Origin of the sequence: Nostoc sp. 'Peltigera membranacea cyanobiont' 210A, from assembly GCF_002246015.1 — a bacterium.
Lineage (GTDB): Bacteria > Cyanobacteriota > Cyanobacteriia > Cyanobacteriales > Nostocaceae > Nostoc.
This window is the reverse complement of record NZ_NOLJ01000016.1, coordinates 54,594-77,026: the sequence shown is the minus strand read 5'-3', so window position 1 is coordinate 77,026 and position 22,433 is coordinate 54,594. Positions and strand designations below refer to the sequence as shown.

The window sequence follows — 22,433 nt, the reverse complement described above, 5'->3', positions numbered from 1 at the left end:
AGATGGGATTCCGTACCGTAGGGCATACGGAAACGTTAATCTTCTCTAGAAATATTGATCTCTGCGTGGGTGGAATAATATCATGTCCGGTTAAAGACTTATCATTAAGACCGCAGAAGTGAGGGCTTTTTGGGCTTTGTGCATAGATTCGGGAATTATAACTAATTAGCCAGACATAATATCAGTGATGAGATGATGTCAAAAAATCAAGAGTGCCTAACTCCGAAGGATGAGCTTATGTTAGTCTAAACTAAATCACTACTCCGAGGTTATGCTTATGCTGGTATAAACTAAATCATTTTTTTACAAAAATATTTATTTAATAAATATAATTTTAATGTAGATATGTTTTAAAATTGATGTGCTTGTGTTAAACATTCGGCAAATAATTGCAGTCAAGAAAGGGAGGCTATCCTCAACCCAATCAAGTTTGATAAAAAATAGGGCTTATGCGCTGTACAAATAACTCATCTTGTGCATTAACATAAATACCTCGGTTCAGCCTTTTACAAACCATATTTTATTAGTTGCGTAGGCGAGCATTTACCTCAGGCATCGCAAAACTCTACCTAGAAGCCTTGAAAAGCATAGTTGCTATTTTGGCTTCTCTGGCAATGCTCAAGTCATAAAAAATTAATCGGTTTGTTTACATAATAAATATCCTAGTTTGCTTTATTAGACCCTAAGATATTTACTAAATAATAGTTTCAGGAAAAATTATTATTTCACTTACTAACATAAATAATTGAAACCCTGATTTAGACTAAGATTAGCTTGAAAAAACTAAAAATTGATTGGTATTGTTATTGATGTTCTGAATGAATCAGATAATTACCATTTTATCCAAAATAGCAGCAGATAGGATCAAGGGCGTAAATATATAAAGAACTTCAAAGTTTTTTACCCAATATATTGTTCATTTTTTGTCAAGATAAATATTAATCTTAAATAGGAGTAACACAATGAAAACAGTTGGGATGTATCGTCGAGCTTATCCGAGAATATCAGAAACTTTTATCGGAGAACAAGCCCATAATTTACAAACATACAAACCGTTATTTCTTACTTGTAAACTATTAGAAGAAATTCCTTTTGACAATATTGCTATTAGTGATAATGACCAATGGAAAATTAAGCAATTATTTCATATAATTTCTGCTTCACCAAATATGTTTGGAAAAGAGGCTGAACTAAAAAATCTAAAATTAATTCACGGACATTTTGGGCCAGATGGTATTTATGCAATGCGATTGGCAGAAAAATTAAATATTCCTTTCATCGTTACATTTTACGGTTTTGATATCACAGTTTCACGTCGCTCTATGTGGCTATCAGGTAATCCAGCTTTCTATCAATTTCTTTTGCATGAAGAAGAATTAAAACAAAAAGCATCTAAATTTATTGCTTTTTCTAGTTTCTTGTATAAAAAGATGATTGAATATGGTTATCCTGAAGATAAAATTATTAAATTAAATAGTGGTATAGATTTAGAAAAATTTGCCCCAGCCAGTGAATCAAAAGGTGAAAGATATATTTTATGTGTAGGCAGACATACTGAAAAAAAAGGAATTGATACCCTATTAAAAGCCTTTGCCCGGATTGCCAGTAAGCATCCAGATGTGTCAGTTATTCAAATTGGAAATGGCACAATGACTGAAAAGTTCAAAACTCTAGCAGATGAGCTTGGTATTAGTAATAGAGTCAATTTTATGGGGGCAAAACCTTATGAAGTGATTCAAAAAACCATGAGAAATGCAGAAATATTTTCTCTACCCAGTCAAACAGCAAAGAACGGTGATAGCGAAGGTTTACCCCTTTCAATATTGGAAGCCGCCGCTTCTGGTTTACCAATAGCTTCTACCTGGCATAGCGCTATCCCTGATGCTATTTTAGATGGAGAAACTGGCTTTTTAGTTGATGAAAAAGATGATCAAGCTCTCGCAGAAAAATTAGATATTCTCTTGTCTGACCGGGCTTTAGCTAAAAGTATGGGTAAAAAAGGACGAGAGTTTATTTGCGAAAATTTTGATATTCACAAGCAAACTGCCAAACTAGAAGCTATTTATGATTTAGTAATCAGTTAACGACACTCAAGTAAAAGTATCTCAATTGAGATTACTGAACCTCAAGCATTTGTTAATGATCAGAAGTTTTCTAATGCCTTGTTTGGAAACAACTCCCCTTTTTTTAGCCATCCGTATGGTTATTTATTCGCGATCGCCAGCTCTCATAGATTATATTAGTAGCAAAACTTACTATGATCGCAGAATAATTCCCCTAAAAATCAAGGTAGCAAGCTAAAAATTTATCTAAAGGTACTAAAGAGATAAAATTTCCTCAGTATCTACCAGACAGCGCTATTCCGGGTTAGGATGATGACTAGCAATGCTTTGATTTAGCTATCGATATTGAATTGTTGAAATTTTATGGACCATAGTCCACAAGATGGCAGTATCAACCTCCTCTGAGCTGTGGTGAGGAAGTCTCCCAGCGCGGGGGAGACTTAGGAGATATATATCATGCTCACACAAGATATTCGTGATTTGCTGACTGATACTACCGATTTAAACCAGTTGAAATGGGATTTAAATCGCTTGCAACCTGTGGATGTGGGAGAATACATTACACAATTGCCCGAACAACAACGAGCGATCGCATTTCGTTTACTCAACAAAGCTCAAGCAATTGATGTATTTGAATATCTGCCGACAGAGGTGCAGGAAGAACTAATTAATTCTCTCCATGATGTTCAGGTAGTGCAACTTGTAGAAGAGATGAGTCCCGACGAACGGGCAGAATTATTTGATGAACTACCTGCTGGAGTAATTAAACGGCTGTTGCAGGAACTCAGTCCAGAACAAAGGCAAGCAACAGCAACGATTCTCGGCTATCCAGAAGGCACTGCTGGGCGGGTAATGACAACCGAATATGTCCGGTTGCGACAAGGATTGACTGTAGGCGAAGCCTTGAGCAAAATCCGCCGTCAGGACGAAGACAAGGAATCGATTTACTACGCATACGTCACAGACGACAACCGGACGCTGGTGAGAGTAGTTTCACTGCGCCAATTGCTGTTTACCTTTCCCGATGTTTTCATCAAGGATATTGCTAGCGATCGCGTCATTAAGGTAACAACTGAAACCCCTCAAGAAGAAGTGGCGCGAATCATGCAGCGCTATGACTTAATCGCGATCCCCGTGGTTGACCGAGAAGACCGATTGGTAGGCATTGTCACCATTGATGATGTCATGGATATTTTGGAAGAGGAAGCCACAGAAGATATCCAAAAACTGGCGGGTGTCAGTGGTGATGAAGCAGCTTTATCCTCTCCCTTACTCACCATCCGCAACCGCTTACCTTGGCTGTTGGGAATCATGGCAATGTATATTGGTGCGGCTAGTGCGATCGCGCCTTTTCAATCTGTAATTGCCGCAGTGCCAGTTCTAGCAGTAATTATGCCGATATTTTCTAACACTGGTGGTACTGTCGGGATTCAATCATTAACGGTAACAATCCGCGGCTTGGGGGTGGGCGAGGTAACACCCAAAGATACCTTAAAAATTCTTCGCAAGGAACTTCTAGCTGGTTTAGGTACAGCTCTCGCTTTAGCCACAACGATGATCCTGCTTTCCTTAATTTGGGCGCGACCCCAAGAACGATGGGTGGCTTTAATTGCCGGAATGGTAATGGCAACTAACACAATTGTGGCTGTTACCCTTGGCACTTTACTGCCAATGGCTTTGACCCGGCTGAAGCTTGACCCTGCTTTGGTTAGTGGCCCATTAGTGACTACAATGCTAGATACAATTGGGTTTTTAACGTTCCTCAGCCTAATTTCTCTAGCTTTAAACGTTTTCCATTTACCAGCATGAAGGGATTGGGCATTGGGCAAAACAGTTGTGAGTGCTAAGTGCTGTTAGCGGTAGCGGGGCGTTCAGCCCGTGCTGAGTTAGGAGTTAGGAGTTAAGAGTTTTGTTTATCTCCTTGTCCCCGCGTCCCCCCTCATCTCCCATGCCCCATGCCCCAATCCCTAGTCCCCAGTCCCCAGTCCCCAAATATGCCTACTACTACCTGGAATCGTCATCACATTCTTTCCCTGGCTGACTTTACTACCACTGAATACGATACAGTTTTGCAAACTGCTGCCAGTTTTCAAGAGGTGCTATCGCGGCGGACAAAGAAAGTGCCAACTTTGCAGGGACAGGTGGTGGCAAATTTATTTTTTGAATCGTCTACCCGCACCCGTAGCAGTTTTGAACTCGCAGCCAAACGTTTAAGTGCGGATACGCTGAACTTCGCCGCCGCCACATCTTCTATGACTAAGGGAGAAACAATTCTCGACACGGCGAAAACGTATTTGGCGATGGGAACTGATATTATGGTAGTCCGCCATCGAGAGGCAGGAGTACCAAATGCGATCGCATCTGAAATGGATCGTCTAGGTGTACGAGTTAGCGTCCTGAATGCTGGTGATGGTCAACATGAACATCCTTCCCAAGCACTGCTAGATTTATTTACCATAACTACTCTAATTGACCCAGATCACCCGCGACTGGAACTTTTAAAGGGGAAAAAGATTGCCATTGTTGGGGATATTCTCCATTCTCGCGTGGCGCGATCGAATATTTGGAGTTTAATTGCTAGTGGTGCCGAAGTGCATCTGGCAGCGCCGCCAACCCTCTTACCTAAATTCTTTGCCGAGTTTATCTCGGAGGAAGTAGAAGGCAGGAGTCAGGAGGTCACTGAGCGACTTGCCTTGACTTGTGCCGAGCGAAGCCGAGGTAGCGAAGTCGAAAGGAGTCGAAGTGAGTCAGAAGTCAGAAGTAATTCCCCCAATCCCCAACTTTTTCTACACTGGCAGCTAGAACCAGCTTTGCAAAATGCAGATTTTGTGATGACTTTACGTCTGCAAAAGGAACGGATGACGGCTCATTTACTGCCAAGTTTGCGAGAATATCATCAGCTATTTGGTATTACACGCACAAAACTGCAACTTTGTAAACCTAACGTCAAAGTTTTGCATCCAGGCCCAGTCAACCGTGGTGTTGAAATTAGTTCTGAATTGATGGATGACCCAGAATTTAGTCTCATTCAATCACAAGTTACCAGCGGTGTCGCGGTTCGGATGGCACTCTTGTATCTATTAGGTAGTGGCAAAGCTTGATAGAATCTCAGTTGGAAATTTACTCCCATCGGACTACCTTACAGAACAATATCTAATCTCATCGAATTTATTATTCCTCCGATCGCATGAGGACAGAATTCTCTAATCTTGGCACACTGGTATCGTAGAAGATCAGAATTTAATGACTTCTAGAAGTGTCCGAGGTAAATTATGAAACGAATTTTTTTGACGGCAGCAGCCTTACTCAGCACGCTATCTTTAGCTGCTCCCATTCCCGTCAAAGCAGAAAATTCCACCCCTGTCCGCCGCTTGTTAGAAACTAGAGAATGTTCGGGATGCAATCTAGCAGGAGCTAACCTTAAAGGCGCTCATCTAATCGGTGTTGACTTGAGAAATGCAAATTTAAAAGGAGCTAATCTCGAAGGTGCTAACTTAGAAGGTGCCGATTTAACTGGAGCTAATTTAAAGTCTGCTAATCTCACAGAAGCATTTGTTAGCGATACGATGTTAAATAATGCCAATCTTACCAACGTTAATTTGAGTAATTCCCGTTTATATAACAGTGACGTAGATGGCGCTGTTTTAGCTGGTATTGATTTAAGCGGTGCTGACGTATTTAATACTGCCATTAGCATTGGTGGTGAATACTAATGATGAGTCATGATTTCAAAGTGATGAGTTAAGAGTTTAACTCTTAACTTATCACTTCCTAAGTTTTATTCGCCAGTAATCGATAGTTCATTAACCCAGATTTTCGGGCAAACACCACCTGGCGTTAACTCTGCTTCTTTTTCTACATAAATAATTGACTTCAAGAGTTCTAAGAAATCGCCAGCAACAGTTGCTGACTCAATACTCGTCCTGACACCCTTATTAACTAGCCAACCATCAAACGGCAAAGAAAAGGAACCTTGCAAGGATTTAACTCCAGCATGGAGAGCTTGTAAATCATCGATAAAAATCACATTTTCAGCAGTGTCTAAGCTAAACTCTTGCTCAGGAGTTGCTGTTGAAAACACGTGATAAAAATTGGGGCTGACGCTGACTTTTGCCCCAATACTAGCATTACCCGTTGGCTGGGCATTTAACCTTTTAGCAGTTCCTGCACTATGAAGAAATCCTGTTAAAACGCCATTTTCAATCAGCGAAATTTTACGAGTAGGAGTTCCTTCGCCATCAAAACTTTCTGCACCTACGTTAGCTGGGTGCAACGCATCATCGTAAACTGAAATTAAAGGAGAAGCAATTTGCTTACCTAAATCATCAGGCGTAGATAGACTTTGATTGTCTAAAATACTTTGGGCATTGAACAAGTTAGAAAAAGCACCCAACAGACTTAAGAAAGCTTCTGCTGAAAAAACAACTCGATATTTACCAGTTTTGATTTTTTCATAATTCAAGTGACTGATAGTTTTATCAGCAGTTTCTTTGATGCAACCATTAATATCTAGATTATCTAAACTCTGGTTGATTCTATAAGCACCTGCACTGCGAGGTTTTTTTCCTTCTTCCTCAGTTTTGCTGTAAAGATAAACTGATGCCAAAGAGTGAGATTCAGTTCTCACCGCACCGTCGCTATTGAGATAAAATCTGTCAATATCTCTTTGAGACAAACCATTATAAGGCACACCTTTAATTGCTGGATGAGCTGCTAGTAATTCTTTTTCAGCTACCAATAATTTTTCTATGAGTTCAGCCACAGGTGCTTGGGGTGCTTTATTCTGAGGTTTATTTGGAATAGGAACAGTAGCTTCTGGACTAAAATCAGGGACATTTTCTTTAACACCAAAAAAACTGGCTTCATAAGCAGTTTTCAAAGCTAATTCCAGTCCCTTGGGGTCTACATCTGTGGTGCTGGTGACACCCATTGTATTATCTTCATTCCAGACACGAACAGTAACACCAGAGCGATTTGAAGCTTTAACTTGTTTTGGCTCACCTTGGTCTACTTGCACGTTAGTGTCATCTACTGTTGAGCCATAAATGTCGAATTTCTTAATGCCAAGCTTATCAGCATTATCCTTGGCAGAATTTGCAATTTCATTTATATTCGGCATAGTCAATTTTTAGATTTTGGATTTTCTTGCTCCCTACTTCAGCCTGGGAGTGTAATAATAGAAGGCTTCTGCCTCCTAGATAAAATAGCCACCAGGAAGGCGTTTCCAGGTAGAACCTGGAAGTTGATGAAGTTATCTTATCTTCCCCCAACGGTAATAGAATCAACCTTGATGTGGGGTTGTCCTACCGTGGTGTAAATACTGCCACTAACGGAACCACAAAAACCTGGTGCAATTTCCAAATCTTGGGAACACATGGAAATTTTATTCATGATTTCCTTAGCTTCACCGATGAGAATTGCTCCCTTTAACGGTTTGGTGATTTTGCCATTTTCAATTAAATAAGCTTCATCAACACTAAAGTTAAATTGGCCTGTAGCACCAACGCTACCACCACCCATCTTTTTACAGTAAATACCTTTATCAACAGAGGCAAATAATTCATCAATGCTATATTCGCCAGAATCAATATAAGTATTACGCATTCGGCTAGCAGCGGCATAGGTATAATTTTGGCGGCGTCCACTTCCAGTTCTGGGGTGTCCGGTGCGTGTAGAACCTGTTCTATCTGCTAAGAAGTTTTTCAGAACGCCTTTTTCAATTAAGAGGGTTCTTTGAGCCGGCATACCTTCGTCATCCATGTCAATTGTCCCGAAGGCATTTTCAGAGCGCCCTTCATCCCAGGCTGTCAAACTTTCGTGGGCAATTTTTTCGCCTTTTTTGTCAGCAAAGGGAGAGGTATTGCGTTCTATTTGAGTGGTTTCTAGTAGGTGTCCGCAAGCTTCGTGGAAGATGACGCCGCCAAAGTGATTGGCCATAATGATGGGATAGGTACCCGATTCCACGTAATCTGCGTAGAGCATTTTTCCAGCCGATTCTGCTATTTTCTCGGCGGCTTGTTGAGAATCCCAAGTTCTCAAGAAGTTGGCATCGCTAGTATTACCCGCGCGATCGCCAATTGAGCTACGATTAGCACCATCAGCACACAATAGGTTAAATCCGACTGATTGCGTGAGGCGGATGTCACGGGCAAAAGTCCCGTCACTAGCGGCGATTAAAACTTCTTGCCAATCCCGGAAATAGGTAGCACGGCGCGATTGGACATGGCTAGCTTTTTGCTTCAGATGGGCAGTACCATCAAGAAGGATTTCTCCCATTTCTCGGATGGAGCTACACACAGGTAGCCATGCATCTTTACCTCTTTTGGTGGCGTAATCTCTGAGTAATTCTAGGTTGATTTCTGGGATGAAAGCCTTAGCAGTGGGTAGTTGCAATCCCAAGATAGAAAGACCTTTTTCTAAGGCTGCTTTCAAACCGGAAAACGAAAGGTCATTGGTGCTAACGTAACAGTCAGCTTTACCACGAAATACTCTGACTCCCGCGCCTGTAGACAGACTGGGTGAAATACTCGTGATAGCGTCATCTTCTGCAAGAGAACTAATATAGTTGCGACGCTCTAAAAATAATTCGATGAAGTCAGCCCCAGCGGCGCGTCCTAGTCCCAGAAGGGTAGCCAGGGGGGCTTCCCAGGTTTCATCGAAACGCTCTGGTGTGGAGGAATATTGGAGAGTGGGAAGTTGATTCGAGAGAAGTAGCGTACTTGTAAGCATGGGTAGCCTCGTCTGCTGGCGTAGTTCAGAGATTTGACTGAAAAAATCCTGGTTTGTTCAGTCTAACAAATGAGCAAAAGCCACAGTTGCTAGAAAAACGTGTGGATTTCCCTCCCCTTTAACAACGCCTTGGCAAATCCGCCTACAGACTAGAAATTTGGAGCTATTTGACGAAGAAGTTCAGAATTCATATCATGTCCGCATAATTAGTTATGATTCCCACAGTCATTGCACCCCACCCCCAACCCCCTCCCCGCTTGCGGGCTATGCATTAGTCACATGTTTCTTAACATTGCTGTAAGTAAGTCAGGAAAAGGATTATGGAACAATGCAACATGTAGATAGTTGACAAAAGGAGGAGAATGTGAATAAGGTTAATTTGATCGGCGATCGCTAAATACATATTTGACAATTCTGGTAGAGTAGTTTCCAGGTTGCAGCGATATCGTGTAATCGCTGTAATCCCCGCCAAATAGTCTTAACACCAGGTTCTCCATCACCCTTTCGACCTAAAAAGCCACCTAATATTGCAATCATTCGTACTGCTTCGCGTAAAGAAGGCGGCTTTTTGGGTGGGATTGGATTTTTGTTGATAGTGGCACACAAAGACTGCCATTCATCGATTTCTAGAACAGAATCACATGGCATATCAGGGTTAAATCTGGCTTCATAAGTTAGCCATAACAAACGCCACGCCACAATTGAATATGTTGCCAGTGCCATATCGATTCGCCTTGCGGTTTCAAGCTGTAATTTTTCAATTCCACAACCACTTTTTAATGTGTAGTGGTAACGTTCTATCAACCAACGATATGTGTACCAGCGAACGCAACGGGCAGCCTCTTCAAAACTGTTAGCTTTAAGGGTAGTAAGCAACAACCAGCTAATCGGTTTGATTCCATCTGGCGGGTTTTCTTCAAGTGCCAGAATTACCTGCAATTTTACAGGCTTCAACTGTAAACGTCGGATATGGTGTAAGGGTACTTGTATCTCAAAAGTGGCTTGAAAGAGTGTTAGTTTTGCTGTCCTTGCATCACGCTCTGGGTTTTGCTTGTATGTTTCCACAGGCTTGAGGTACGCTGCTGCTTGGTTGTGCTGCCAAGTCTTCTACGATCCTTACCAGACGCTTGTTTCGTCTTGCGTCTCCTAAATCTGCCTGTTTTAATTCGGATGCTGCCCATTTTTCCATGATGCACCATTACCCTCAAATATTCTCTTCTCTCAAAAACTATACCTATCAATGCTTTTGGCATATTTTAAGTAAGTTGTATTTTTGTTGAGAAAGATGCGGGTAATGGATAGCCCGCTTGCGGGGAGGGGAGACAAAGCGCAGCTTTGGCGGGGTGGGGTTCTTGGGGTTTAGTAAGTAATCAAGCGGACATGATATCAGAATACAAAAGCGGAGCTTTCTTTGCTCCGCTTTTGTTTGAGTGTAAAATATAATACATTTATATTTATGTACTTATCTGGCACTCTTCTCAACCAAAGAATTCATACTTTTTCTTCTCAGGTTTATTTACGATTTGCCATTCTCAGTGGAATTCTGAGTGTTTCTTGCTGTTTGAAAGTCTGACCTAAATTGGGAGTTGGCTCTGTTGATAGTAGATTCTTAAACAAGAGCTTTAGCGTTCGAGTAATAGTTTTCAGAATTTTCATTTTGCTAGCACTCGGCTTTTGGTCGTATCTCAAAACCATTGGAATTTCTACGATTTTTGGTTTGAGGGCTTTGGCTTTCAGCAGTAAATCTATCATGCAAGCAAATCCACTTTCAGTGAATAGATTCTCCCCATAATACATATCCAGTTTACTGAGGAAAGTACGGTTATACAGTCTGTAACCACAAGTGTAGTCTTTTACGCCTGGGACACGGGCGGCAATTCTGAAAAGCCAGCTGGCTCCGTAACTCATCAGCTCTCTAAATTTTGATAAGCCTATGACTTTAGAACCTTTGCGATATCTAGACGCGATCGCAATATCATAGCTACCAGCTATCATAGTGTCATACATTTTTATTAACAGTTCTGGTGGTTGAGTATTGTCACAATCCATCGCCGCTAAAAAATCACCTTCTTTGGAAATTTCTAAGAAAGTCGTGAAACCTGTTTTAATTGCTTGACCTAAACCAGCATTTTTGGGATGTTGGACTAATTTCAGTAATATACCTAGTGATTGAGATTCATCTATTGCAGTCTGAGCAGTTTTATCGCTACTGCCATCATCGACAAGAATCAGTTCTATCTCTATATTAAAGATTTGCTGCAATGTTTGAAACTTTTTGAACAAGGGTCGAATTGATTCTTGCTCGTTATATGCGGGTAAAAGAACAAAAAGACTCATAAAGACCTCGTGTGATTTTTAAAATAAAATGTGATTACTCAAATTTCAAGAATTCAGTAATGCTGATTTTTTGATAAATTCATCGACTTGTCGAACTACTGCGTTGTTGTTGACGCTATCGTTGACCAACTGTGAGGTATTGACGACGAAAAAATCATCGTTTTCAGTACTCACTTTTGGAACAAGGCTGGAATAATTTAAAACTTGTAGTGGCTGTACTTTAATCGCTCGATTAATATGTGCTGCTACAATGTCATCTGCTTTGAGTTCGGGGAACATTAAACGTATACCTTGGAAAAATATTGGGCGTAATTCGTCATCTGGTTGTTTTAACAACGGGTCAGTGGAAAGGATATATTTTGGTAGGAATGTAATGTGATACCCTGCTGTCTCTTGTAAAGAAACTAAGTTACTCATACCGATAACTCCGGTAAAAGGAATGTTTTTATCGGCAATGTTTACTACGTAATAAGGAACTAGAGGTTTACGAGTAATCAATACCATGCAGATTACACCCAGGTATTCTACTGTTTCAGTAGTGTCTGAAACCTTCACCAGTCCCCTCGCAGCAACCTGTTGCAAGATATTAACTGGCCCAGTAAAGATGACTTTATCAAAATGCTCTTTTTTACCCTGAGATTCTACCCACATTCCACCCCCTAGATGAGGTGCGATATATTCAACTGCAACACCTTTGTGGATATGACCTCCAGCCGCATAAATTAATTTTTCTATATGGTCAAAAACAGTTTTATAACCGCCGGAGACATAACCAAGTTGTTCTTTATTTAATGAAGAATCGCGCGCTGAAAATAGTCGTTTGATATAAGCCCAGATAAAAACTGCTGAGATTCGCTTATAGTTTTCTCCTAGTTTGGATAAAAGTAAAGGTTTCCAGAGTTTTTCGTATGTGTTTTTACCACCGAGTTTCAAGAGCCAATCTTCAACTAAAATCTTCTCTAAGCGCCGCCAGTTATTAAGGCGTGAACCATATAGGAGAGTAAAAGCTAATCTGATTTTACCTATAAGTCCAAATAGAGGAAAACGCAGGAATTCTATACTATTACTAATAGAATAAAACTTTTTATTGTCGTAAAAGCCTGTTAAACTTCGATGCCAACGTAGTTTATCTCCAAGACCAATATCTCTGAGAAAATTTATTAAGTGAGTATCAGAAGGTAGGATAACGTGATAAAAGCGATCCCAGGTAAATAATCCGTAATCATGATAGGTAGTAAGTCCACCAAGCTGCTTATTACTATCAAAGACAGTGACTTTATGCCCTTGATGTGAAAGACGTTGAGCTAATACCAGCCCAGTGATGCCTCCGCCAACTATGCCTATATTCATAAATTAAATTTAGATTTTGTGAAAATGTTTTAGAGGATGATCTTCGGAAACTGTTAATATTAATAATCTGATGATAAAAGATTAATGTCCAACTAGAATTACGCCAGTTATAATAACGGAAATTCCTAACCACTGGCTAAAAACAACTTCTTCTTTTAAAAGATAGTGAGAAGCAATTGGTACAAATGCATACATTAATCCTAAAACTGGAAACGCTTGACTTAAAGGAATTGTCCGCAATACATAAAGCCACAATATAGTCATAAATGTATAGCAGATAAACCAAATCAAAAAATAACGAGATAATAAGAGATTTTTGAGAGATCCGCTTTCTCCTTTATTAGAGTTAGAGATGTAAAATCCATACTTGAGTGAAAGTTGAGCTGTTGTTCCAAACAAAACAACAAGTATTAAATTTATCCAAGTAAAAATACTCATTTTTAATTTTTGAAGTAATTAATTATCTAAAATTGAGCTTTTTTATGGGGTTAACTACTAAAAGAACACCCAAGAAGATAGTGATGACTCCTAGTATTCGAGTTACTGTAATCACCTCATTAAAAAAGTAGTATGAGCCGAAAAGTATCCCGACATAATTTAAACTCGTCAGTGGATAAGCAATACTTAATTTTACAGATCGGAGAGCCAATATCCAATTTACTATTCCTAAACAGTAGACAGTAATAGCTAATGATAATTTTTGAAGGAAATCCCAAGTAAATACTCCCTCATTTGTATAAAGCATGGCGTTTTTCATCAGCAATTGTCCACAGATACTAAGTAAAATACTTACAAATAAAATAATATAAGGGATTATTTTAAAGTTTGAAATTTGCGACATAGATTTCATAGTACTTTGCCTTAATCAAGATAGTAGGTATGAACCGAGCAGTAAAAAGCCAGTTGTTTTGAACATTTCATATCTCGGCAACACCTTCTCTACAATTCGATCTCTACTTCAGTAAATAGACAACAAAATTAGGAAGGCTATGCTGAAGCGACTGATATCAAAATCAGCCTTGAAGCTCATGCCCTAGAGTTCAAAACTAAATATTATGTAATACTCTAGGTTGCTCTCTCATGGCAGCGTTCGATATGATTCGGACTAAAGCACGCTTAATTTTTTACTGGGTTATACTCTCAAGCAAACCAGTTTATTGCTTGGCAATTGGCACAATCAATTTAGAGTTTGCCCAATTGTGAATTACAGATATTTTCTGTGCTACCCAGTTTTGCTCTAACGCTATTTTTAGCGCGATCGCGATAATCTAATAGTGGATGCAGACATAGGGAAGCTTGAGAACTTTGTCACAAATTCTCTCTACATACGCAAAGTTTGCAGTGTGCGTAGGTGTAGCCAGTTGTAGACATCACTGATCCTGAACTCTGATTCCACACACATATTCAACAGATGCACCTAAACCAAAATGGATTGCTAGAATTTTTGATTAACCCATTTATTAACTTTCATCAGTTGTATCCTGCTGTAGAAATCTTTTAAAGATACTATCGATCTTCTCAAGCTATAAAACCTAGCTGGATTGATAAATATTCTCTATTTGCTCCAGGAAAGTTGATTAATGTACTGAACATATCATAAAATTTCTCCCGACTCACAGACATATCTGTAATCTCGGCTGGCAATTAAGCCGATTTATAAAAGTAAAGGTTTTTACTCAAATTGAGTATGTATACGTGCTCTTTTTGGGTATGGTAACGCAATAAGTAATACAAGTCTGACTGGCGGCGTAAATCATAGAGAGGAGATAAATCAATCTACAGTAATACGCTTTACAGGTTTATGGGGAATTTTGCTGAATGTCCAAATGGAGCCTTTTTAACAAAACAACTAATGCAAAATAGCATTGGCTAATCAACTTTAAGTTGACGTTGGTTGCATTGAATTTGAGATATTTCTACACCATTTAGTATTAGGTTTGCTTGATTTACCCTCGGAATTTTAAATAGGCTTTTTTCTCCAAATTTATTGCTACATGTAATTACTTACTAGAATACCACGAGAAAGGTATGTTGCAAATTTATCGTTATACTTCATCAAAAATTTATCTATTCACAAGTACACTTAAACAAAAACTTCATAAAACAAAATCCCTCCTCCATTATGAATTTTTGTCTGGGAAATTTGCACATTTATGAAGTAATTTTTGGGTATTAAACTTGTATAAGTAAAGAGTTAGTATTAGACTAGATAAATGCAAAGCTAAGAGTTGACCAAAGGAAAATTTAAGCTTGAACAACAGTACTGGCACTGGTAATGATCGCACCACGTTACACCCAATTACAGCCAGAAATTTAGATGACAATCGAGAGTTTGAATTGTTTTCTATCTATCCACAAAAATCTCCATCTAAATTCACATATCTCAGACAGAGCTATTAGTCCGCCAATTTTTCTTAGCTGGGTAGAGGTTTTTCTATTGTTTGGACTGATTATCCTCACAAAAATCTGTTGGTAATCATGATTAACAATCCCAACTGAATCTGCCAAGATACTAGTACTAGATTTAAAATCAAGCTAATAGCTGCAAAGTACGCAATTTCATTAATACTCTTTTTGAACAAGTAGGCAGTAGCCAAAACAGTATATAGTGGTGTCAAGAAAAACAAGCCTAAGTTTCCTTGGCTGGATAGAGGTTTCTCTAGGTTGTTTTCCTATTGTTTAGACTCATTATCCTGCAAAAGTCTGTTGGTAATGACGAAGACAATGATTAATAATCCAAACTGAATCTGCCAAGGTGCTAATACTAAACTTAAGATCAAGCTAATTGCTGCGAATACACCTGCAAGATATGCTATTTCATCAGTACTCTTTTTGAACAAGTAGCCTGTAGCTAAAGCAGTACATAGTGGTATCAAGAAAAACAAAGGCATTTTACTAACCTCTAAACTAAAGGTTGTAGTGTTTTTAGAACAAATTTTTTGGGAGTGTCGTTAATCTTACATCCAATAAGGTTTTGGCTACAACAGTCGAGCGAAATAAATATTATAGAAAATCAAGATTACGCAACGTTGTATTTTATGCCAATTGGAATAATTCTTGCGATAAATGAAGCGCCAAAAAGCTTGACAAATATTTTTTCTGTGGTCGATGGTGTGCGTAGCAAGCTTTAAAAGTGGGTACGAGACGCTACGCGAAATTGCGTAGTGTTTAGAAACAGACAATTCCTGTGGGTGATGCTTTGTCGTTCTTCTCAATCAGCCAAGCTGCCCTGTGCTAGACAAATTCTGATTCATCTACGCGGATTGAAAGGGTTATAAAACTTGCGTAGGTGGGTTTTGTCTATTTCGCCAATTGCACTCTTGCGAGCAATCATCTGGTAAATTAGCTTAAAACTTTGGCCTTGCGCCAGGATAAGGATCTAGCATATTACCTTTAGAAGTAGCATTTTCATTTTAGACACCTAATGCTGAACATTCCTCAAATACTGGCAACTGAAATAAACCTCAAATCCCACCAGGTGCAAAACGCGCTGGAACTTTTGGCGGAGGGTGCAACAATTCCCTTTATTGCACGTTACCGGAAAGAGCGCACTGACGAGATGAATGAAGTGCAACTACGCGAACTGGCCGATCGATATACTTATTTAACAGAACTGGAAGAACGAAAATCGGTGATTTTAAGTGCGATCGCCCAACAAGGTAAACTTACAGATGAACTCAAAGCTAAAATCTCATCTTGCTTACAAAAAACCGAACTTGAGGATTTATACTTACCCTATCGCCCAAAGCGCCGCACCCGTGCCACTATCGCCAGAGAAAAAGGACTCGAACCACTAGCAGAGTTCATCAAGTCACTAAATATCAAAAATGCTGTAATTGCATCCTTGGAAGAAGAAGCGGCTAAATATATTTCGGAAACGCAGGGAGTAAAAACAGCAGAAGAAGCACTCAAAGGTGCTGCTGATATTTTGGCAGAAGAAGTAGCTGAAAAAGCTGAATTACGTGCGTATATCCGCGATTATCTTTTAGAGGAAGGGGTATTTGTCTCCCGCATCAAAGATGATTATCCTGAAGGTACAACCAAATTTGAGATGTACCGTAACTATCAAATTAAGGTAAAAAATATTGCACCACACAATATGCTGGCGTTGTGCCGGGGTGAAACCGAAAAAATATTAAGCTTTGAAATTGCTTTCGATGAGGATACGGTACTTTACTATCTTGAGTCGAAAGAAATTAAAACCAAAGTACGGACAATTCGAGATTTTTATCAATCAATGTTGAAGGATGCATTCAATCGTTTGATGAAAGTCTCTCTCATGGGAGAGGTAATTTCCGAGAAAAAAGTTTATGCAGACATAGAATCAATCAAGACATTTGAAACTAATCTGCGGGAGTTGCTGCTGTCTGCACCAGCGGGGATGAAACCAACCCTGGCGATAGACCCTGGTTTTAGAACTGGGTGTAAGGTTGCTGTCCTCGACCAAACTGGACAATTTTTGGAATATCAGGCAGTATTTCCCCACCAAGCGGCTGAACAGCGACTCAAAGCTGCACAAACTGTCAAAAATCTGATTGAAAAGTACAAAATTGAGTTAATCGCCATCGGTAACGGTACAGCCTCCCGCGAGACAGAGGAATTTGTCACGCAAGTATTACAAAATATAGAACGCAAACCAGTTAAGGTGATGGTGAATGAATCTGGCGCATCTATATATTCTGCTAGTATTGTGGCGTTAGAAGAGTTTCCCGATTTAGATATTACCGTGCGCGGCGCAATTAGTATCGGCCGCCGTTTGCAAGACCCTTTGGCGGAACTAGTGAAAATCGATCCCAAATCTATTGGTGTGGGACAATATCAGCACGATGTCGATCAGAAGTTGTTGAAAAAGAAATTGGATGACACTGTAGAAAGCTGCGTCAACTACGTCGGCGTAGACTTAAACACCGCCTCCAAAGAACTTCTAACATCCGTCTCTGGGATTACGGCAACAGTAGCCAATAATATTGTCGCCCATCGCAACCAGAATGGAGCCTTTAAAAATCGCCGACAACTGTTGAAAGTTCCGAAGCTGGGGCCGAAAGCCTTTGAACAAGCAGCGGGTTTTCTGCGGATTCGCGGCGGTGATAACCCTTTGGATAATACAGCAGTGCATCCAGAGAGTTATTCTGTAGTAGAAGCGATCGCATCCGATCTAAATGTGCCATTAAATCAGGTAACACAAATTGCCGAAAAGCTCAAAAAGACCAACCTGAAAAAATATGTTACCGATAGCGTCGGCGAACCCACACTGCGCGACATCCTCAGCGAACTAGAAAAACCAGGTAGAGATCCTCGGGCTGAATTTAAGTATGCCACCTTCAGAGAAGGAATTAAGGAAATCAGGGATTTAAAGGTGGGAATGGAACTAGAGGGAATTGTGACGAACGTCGCCAACTTCGGTGCTTTTGTCGATATTGGTGTACATCAAGATGGCTTAGTGCATATATCCCAACTTGCTGATAGATTTGTAGACGATCCCAACAAAATTGTCAAAGTTGGCCAAGTAGTCAAAGTCCAGGTGTTAGAAATCAACGAGAAACTCAAACGGATTAGTTTATCGATGAAAGCAGTTAAACAATAATTAGAAACAGCAGATGGCAGTTTATCAAGTTCGATTTATCAATCCTACATTTGGATTAGATCGCACCATTCCAGTACCAGACGATCAATATATTCTGGATATGGCGGAAGAAGCTGGTATCCGCCTACCATCTGGGTGCAAACAAGGCGAATGTTCTGCGTGTATTGCTAAACTTATTAGTGGTGAAGTCGATCAAAGCGAGCAAAAATTTCTGCGCCCCAGCGAAATACAGGCTGGTTATGTTGTTACTTGTGTAACTTATCCTTTGTCTGATTGCACTTTAGAAACCCATCAAGAACAAGTCTTATATAAATCAGCCCTTTATTATAAGTCTGAGTCTGGAAAATCTGAGCGATCGCAATACTAATCAGTTAAAAAGATTTGTAGGTTGGGTTAAAGGTAGTGAAACCCGACAAAATCGTGAAAATGTTGGATTTCGTTCCAACCCAACCTACTCGGAGTGCTTTTTTAAGTAAAACCTACGCAGTATTGCAACCGCTATATTTTTCTCAATGATCGGCCTAATGGTAGAACCAAATTCTACCTTGCAAGAGAGGTTAAAACTTAGTACATAGCTGAAGATGAGATAAGAAGTTACAAAAAATCTTTAGTGATTAGGTAAGAAAAATGTTAACACCATTATTAACCGCCCTAGCTACAGCTTTGAGCCTGTTGATTGTTGATTTAGTTGTTCCAGGCGTTAATATTGCTAACTTTCCCGCAGCTATGATTGCTGCTTTAGTAATTGGTCTAATTAACGGTTCAGTTAAACCAGTTTTGTCTGCTCTTTCTCTACCACTTAACTTTCTATCATTTGGAGCATTTTCGCTCGTCGTCAACGGTTTGTGTTTCTGGTTAGCAGCAGTCCTAGTTCCTGGGTTCGCAGTTCGCGGAATTATTGGTTTCCTTCTTGGGCCAGTGATTCTAACTTTTGCTAACACCTTCATTAACAACTACTTTGTTGAAAAAAATCTGTTAACCAGCAGTGGCGAAAAAACCCAAGGTGAATTACCTTCTAGATAAGTATTATAAGGAGTAGAAAGACCAAATTTTTTCACGTCTCTACTCCAAATAAAGTATCCGAAGGTGGATTTCCTAATTCGGTATCTTCAGCAGAATGTAATTAAAGAAACTCACAAAAATACGGCAAAATCATGAAATTAGTTCGTTTTCTTCTAGGTTTGTTAGTGCCTCCTTTAGGCGTTTTCCTGACTGTTGGAGTTGGCCCAACTCTGTTTATTAACATCTTGCTCACAGTTCTAGGTTGGCTACCAGGTAGTATTCATGCAATTTGGGTTATTGCCAAGCATGATGAACAACTCAATAGAGAAGGAAATATTTACTAATACGCAATAGTAATTTAAGAAATGGGTAATTGTTGCACGACAATTACCCATTTACTATTTTTAATAATTACAGTGCAATGGTATAGCCCTCATCCCCCAACCCCTTCTCCCAATATTGGGAGAAGGGGAGTCAATTTCAAAGTCCCTCTCCCAAGTTTGGGAGAGGGATTTAGGGTGAGGGCTTTTGATTCATGCAAGAAGTCTAATAAAACTGTTGTTTTAACAAAAAAAAAGGGTGGGAATTTCCCACCCTCTTTTTCTCAGTCAATTAAACGCTAAAGCAGCCTATTTGTGAATAGTCTCCCGTTCTTTTTTAGCAGGTTCCTTATCTTTGAATAAGTCAGCTGCCGTTAAAAGTAACTCTCTCAAGGTTTGTTTGATTTGACGCTCTTTTCTGGCTAGAGATGTACCAGCTTCACCCAGTTTATCTTCTAACTGCGATCGCTTCTCTCCTACCTGTACAGCCATAGACTCTGCTTGGGGACGAGCCTTATCGTACCAGTGTTTAGCCTCGTCTAGATAATCTTGAACCTCCATATTACGTCCACCGTAGCGTGCAGCCATATTAGCTCGGACAATGGCTAGCTGTGCTTGCAGTTGCGCGTAACGTTTCTTTAACAATCCTACTTCTTCACTATCTTTAATAGCATTGACAGCAGAATCAATGGCAGTTTTGGTACTCGCAGGTTTTTCCTTACCTGTCTCTTCAATCTCTGCCAAAATTACATCAACCTCTTGTTGGAGTTGTTCTTCTTCACCATCCAGTTGAGCTTGTAACCTTTTTATATCTGTTTGAGTTTGAGCAATGCTTTCGTGTCTTTTGCTATTAATCCCTTCCAGCGCTCCTTCAATGGAAGCTGTCACTTCATCTTTGAGTTCGCCACCTTTTTCTTGGAAGTTTTCAATTACAGCAGAAACTGCATCTTTCACAATGCCACGAACTTCACTAGAACCTTGTTTAAACTCAGAAGCTACTTGAGAAACCGCGGATTTTACTATTTCTCGAATCCGATCAGTTCTTAATTGTCCAGTTTCTTTCGCTTGTTGCAAGTCGGCTTGAATTTGTTGCTTGATATTGTTAGGCATTTTCAACTCTTGGGGTTTAACTAATTTGGATAAAATTTTCTAGAAATGTTCCTACATCCACATTATGGCGTAGCCAGATATGGCTCGGTACTTCCTTTAGATAGAAAATTGCAGTCCCAAGGAGGTGATGTGTAAGATGTTGACCATTTGTGGGATGATGAATATTTAGTGGTAGTAATTGGGAGTGAAATATGTGGCGAGTAAATATTACTTGTTCGGATGATGCTTGGAAAATCTATGGTGTTGATTTTAAAGCGATCGCAGCCAAATATCAAGGTGAATTGATTGGTTCTAAAAAAATGCCAGATGGGACGCGTATCATGTCTTATAAAATTGAGGATGTTAGTGATGCAGAAGCTTTTCAAGAAGATTGTGCAAATTTTGCTGGATTTACAACTGACTTTGAATCTCTCTAGTATTGGTTCTGATACTTATGCTTACAACTAGTATGTCCAAATCTGGAGAAGTTAATTGAAGAAACTACTTACATTAGTATTAGTAACGTTTTTGTTATTAATCAGTACTTTTACTTTGCCTGCTAGTGCAGCAGACACAGTTAATGGCGAACAAATATTTAGTGTTCATTGTGCTGGTTGTCATATCAACGGTAGCAACATCATCAGGCGAGGTAAAAATCTCAAAAAGCCAGCCCTGAAAAAGTATGGTATGGATTCAATAGAGGCAGTTACATCTATAGTTACCAATGGTAAAAATAATATGTCAGCCTACAAAGAGCGTCTCACTGAACAGCAAATTCAAGACGTTGCTGCTTACGTTCTCGAACAAGCTGAAAAAGGCTGGCATTAAAAAGTTAGGAGTTAGGAATTAAGAATTATCAGTTATGATTTATCTATTAGTAATTGTTAAGTCTTCCCATTCCTAACTTTTCACTCATAAATTGAAAATGAACTTACCCGCAGCTAGTCGTCTCCAATTTACTCCCGATTTGAACATCTGCCGCATATTAAATGGGATGTGGCAAGTCTCCGGCGGACACGGACAGATCAATCCCCAAGCCGCTATTGAGACTATGTTCAAATATTTAGATGCTGGCTTTACTACTTGGGATTTAGCAGATCATTATGGCCCTGCGGAAGACTTTATTGGTGAGTTTCGTTGCCAACTAATTGATACTCGTGGTAAAGATGCTTTATCTCAGGTACAAGCCTTTACGAAATGGGTACCTCGTCCAGGCAAAATGACAAAAAAACTCGTCGAGGAAAATATTGATATTTCCTTGAGAAGAATGAATGTGCAATCGTTAGATTTGATGCAATTCCATTGGTGGGAATATCAGGATAAAAATTACCTGGATGCCCTCAAATATATGGCAGAACTTCAGACTGATGGTAAAATCAAGCATCTAGGTTTAACTAATTTTGACACGGAAAACTTGAAGATTATTACTGAAGCAGGCATCAAAATTGTTTCTAATCAAGTGCAATTTTCACTTATTGATCGCCGTCCTGAAGTTAATATGGTAGAGTTTTGTCAACAGCATGACATAAAGCTTTTTACTTACGGTACGCTGTGCGGCGGTTTGTTATCAGAAAACTATTTGGGTAAACCAGAACCGCAAGGATTTGATCTCTCTACTGCTAGTTTGAAAAAATATAAAAATATGATCGATGCTTGGGGTGGTTGGCGATTATTTCAAGAGTTGCTGGCTATCCTGAAGGAAATTGCTAATAAGTATGGGGTAAGCATTTCTAACGTGGCAGTACGTTACATTTTAGATCAGCCAACTGTGGGAGGTGTGATAGTTGGTGCCAGACTTGGTGTATCTGAACATATAGAAGATAACGCCAAAGTATTTAGTTTTAGTTTAGATGAAGACGATCGCGATCGCATCAATGCAGTATCTCGCCAATCACGCGATTTGTACCAGCTTATCGGCGATTGCGGCGACGAGTATCGGCGATAATTTCGGGAAAAAGG

At 39.7% G+C, this 22,433-nt stretch carries 21 protein-coding genes and 1 pseudogene; 12 read left to right on the top strand and 10 right to left on the bottom strand.

Translation table 11 applies throughout. From position 1 onward, the window contains the following. The first annotated feature begins 962 nt into the window (after positions 1–962). The 4 genes from CDG76_RS33960 to CDG76_RS33945 all read left to right on the top strand — a co-directional run bounded on the left by CDG76_RS33960 (position 963) and on the right by CDG76_RS33945 (position 5,776). Entirely contained in the window at positions 963–2,084 is a 1,122-nt protein-coding gene (locus tag CDG76_RS33960; RefSeq protein ID WP_094353226.1) for a glycosyltransferase, read from the top strand. Between the two features lie 435 nt (positions 2,085–2,519). Beyond that, positions 2,520–3,872 carry a magnesium transporter gene (mgtE, locus tag CDG76_RS33955; RefSeq protein WP_094353225.1) on the top strand — a complete coding sequence of 451 codons (1,353 nt, stop codon included), beginning with the start codon at positions 2,520–2,522 and terminating at the stop codon, positions 3,870–3,872. A gap of 185 nt (positions 3,873–4,057) precedes the next feature. After that, positions 4,058–5,164: an aspartate carbamoyltransferase catalytic subunit gene (locus CDG76_RS33950; RefSeq protein WP_094353224.1), complete on the top strand. Its 1,107-nt coding sequence runs from the start codon at positions 4,058–4,060 to the stop codon at positions 5,162–5,164. A gap of 171 nt (positions 5,165–5,335) precedes the next feature. Then, positions 5,336–5,776: a pentapeptide repeat-containing protein gene (locus CDG76_RS33945; RefSeq protein WP_094353223.1), complete on the top strand. Its 441-nt coding sequence runs from the start codon at positions 5,336–5,338 to the stop codon at positions 5,774–5,776. Positions 5,777–5,841: 65 nt separating this feature from the next. Here the strand turns inward: CDG76_RS33945 and CDG76_RS33940 are convergent, their stop codons facing one another. The 8 genes and pseudogenes from CDG76_RS33940 to CDG76_RS33905 form a co-directional block, all read right to left on the bottom strand. Next, complete coding sequence (locus tag CDG76_RS33940) at positions 5,842–7,182, bottom strand: TldD/PmbA family protein (protein ID WP_094353222.1); 1,341 nt, start codon at positions 7,180–7,182, stop codon at positions 5,842–5,844. Positions 7,183–7,319: 137 nt separating this feature from the next. Next, complete coding sequence (locus CDG76_RS33935) at positions 7,320–8,792, bottom strand: TldD/PmbA family protein (RefSeq protein WP_094353221.1); 1,473 nt, start codon at positions 8,790–8,792, stop codon at positions 7,320–7,322. Between the two features lie 393 nt (positions 8,793–9,185). Next, positions 9,186–9,845: pseudogene (locus CDG76_RS33930) on the bottom strand (IS4 family transposase); the annotation flags it as partial. Further along, on the bottom strand, positions 9,826–9,981 hold the full coding sequence (locus CDG76_RS33925; protein ID WP_094348690.1) for an IS4/Tn5 family transposase DNA-binding protein: 156 nt from the start codon (positions 9,979–9,981) through the stop codon (positions 9,826–9,828). The pseudogene CDG76_RS33930 and the gene CDG76_RS33925, both read right to left, overlap by 20 nt. A 323-nt stretch (positions 9,982–10,304) precedes the next feature. Further along, on the bottom strand, positions 10,305–11,129 hold the full coding sequence (locus CDG76_RS33920) for a glycosyltransferase family 2 protein (RefSeq protein ID WP_094353220.1): 825 nt from the start codon (positions 11,127–11,129) through the stop codon (positions 10,305–10,307). Positions 11,130–11,174: 45 nt separating this feature from the next. After that, positions 11,175–12,479, bottom strand: a complete 1,305-nt coding sequence (locus CDG76_RS33915; RefSeq protein WP_094353219.1) for an NAD(P)/FAD-dependent oxidoreductase — start codon at positions 12,477–12,479, stop codon at positions 11,175–11,177. Between the two features lie 81 nt (positions 12,480–12,560). Further along, the gene (locus CDG76_RS33910; RefSeq protein WP_094353218.1) at positions 12,561–12,917 is read right to left on the bottom strand and encodes an EamA family transporter; all 357 of its coding nucleotides are present in this window, start codon (positions 12,915–12,917) and stop codon (positions 12,561–12,563) included. A 22-nt stretch (positions 12,918–12,939) separates the two neighbouring features. Next, positions 12,940–13,320: an EamA family transporter gene (locus CDG76_RS33905; RefSeq protein ID WP_223265510.1), complete on the bottom strand. Its 381-nt coding sequence runs from the start codon at positions 13,318–13,320 to the stop codon at positions 12,940–12,942. A gap of 1,409 nt (positions 13,321–14,729) precedes the next feature. On the opposite strand from CDG76_RS33905, the gene CDG76_RS37955 reads away from it, so the two are divergent. After that, positions 14,730–14,879, top strand: a complete 150-nt coding sequence (locus CDG76_RS37955) for a hypothetical protein (protein WP_190241071.1) — start codon at positions 14,730–14,732, stop codon at positions 14,877–14,879. Between the two features lie 272 nt (positions 14,880–15,151). On the opposite strand, the gene CDG76_RS33900 is transcribed toward CDG76_RS37955, so the two are convergent. Further along, entirely contained in the window at positions 15,152–15,370 is a 219-nt protein-coding gene (locus tag CDG76_RS33900; protein ID WP_094353216.1) for a hypothetical protein, read from the bottom strand. Between the two features lie 533 nt (positions 15,371–15,903). Between CDG76_RS33900 and CDG76_RS33895 the strand changes: the two genes are divergently transcribed. The 4 genes from CDG76_RS33895 (at position 15,904) to CDG76_RS33880 (ending at position 19,409) form a co-directional block, all read left to right on the top strand. Further along, positions 15,904–18,063 carry a Tex family protein gene (locus CDG76_RS33895; RefSeq protein WP_094353215.1) on the top strand — a complete coding sequence of 720 codons (2,160 nt, stop codon included), beginning with the start codon at positions 15,904–15,906 and terminating at the stop codon, positions 18,061–18,063. A gap of 13 nt (positions 18,064–18,076) precedes the next feature. Next, a complete protein-coding gene (locus CDG76_RS33890) occupies positions 18,077–18,430 on the top strand; it encodes a 2Fe-2S iron-sulfur cluster-binding protein (RefSeq protein WP_094353214.1) in 354 nt (117 codons plus the stop codon). A gap of 260 nt (positions 18,431–18,690) precedes the next feature. Then, entirely contained in the window at positions 18,691–19,086 is a 396-nt protein-coding gene (locus CDG76_RS33885) for a phage holin family protein (protein ID WP_094353213.1), read from the top strand. 131 nt (positions 19,087–19,217) lie between these two features. Continuing rightward, the gene (locus CDG76_RS33880) at positions 19,218–19,409 is read left to right on the top strand and encodes a YqaE/Pmp3 family membrane protein (protein ID WP_094353212.1); all 192 of its coding nucleotides are present in this window, start codon (positions 19,218–19,220) and stop codon (positions 19,407–19,409) included. Positions 19,410–19,694: 285 nt separating this feature from the next. Here the strand turns inward: CDG76_RS33880 and CDG76_RS33875 are convergent, their stop codons facing one another. Further along, complete coding sequence (locus tag CDG76_RS33875; RefSeq protein WP_094353211.1) at positions 19,695–20,495, bottom strand: histidine kinase; 801 nt, start codon at positions 20,493–20,495, stop codon at positions 19,695–19,697. 191 nt (positions 20,496–20,686) lie between these two features. On the opposite strand from CDG76_RS33875, the gene CDG76_RS33870 reads away from it, so the two are divergent. The 3 genes from CDG76_RS33870 to CDG76_RS33860 all read left to right on the top strand — a co-directional run bounded on the left by CDG76_RS33870 (position 20,687) and on the right by CDG76_RS33860 (position 22,419). Beyond that, positions 20,687–20,911, top strand: coding sequence for a hypothetical protein (locus CDG76_RS33870; protein WP_094353210.1), 225 nt, complete (start codon positions 20,687–20,689; stop codon positions 20,909–20,911). Between the two features lie 55 nt (positions 20,912–20,966). After that, positions 20,967–21,302, top strand: a complete 336-nt coding sequence (gene petJ, locus CDG76_RS33865) for a cytochrome c6 PetJ (protein ID WP_094353209.1) — start codon at positions 20,967–20,969, stop codon at positions 21,300–21,302. A 97-nt stretch (positions 21,303–21,399) separates the two neighbouring features. Further along, positions 21,400–22,419, top strand: coding sequence for an aldo/keto reductase (locus tag CDG76_RS33860; RefSeq protein ID WP_094353208.1), 1,020 nt, complete (start codon positions 21,400–21,402; stop codon positions 22,417–22,419). Positions 22,420–22,433 lie beyond the last annotated feature (14 nt).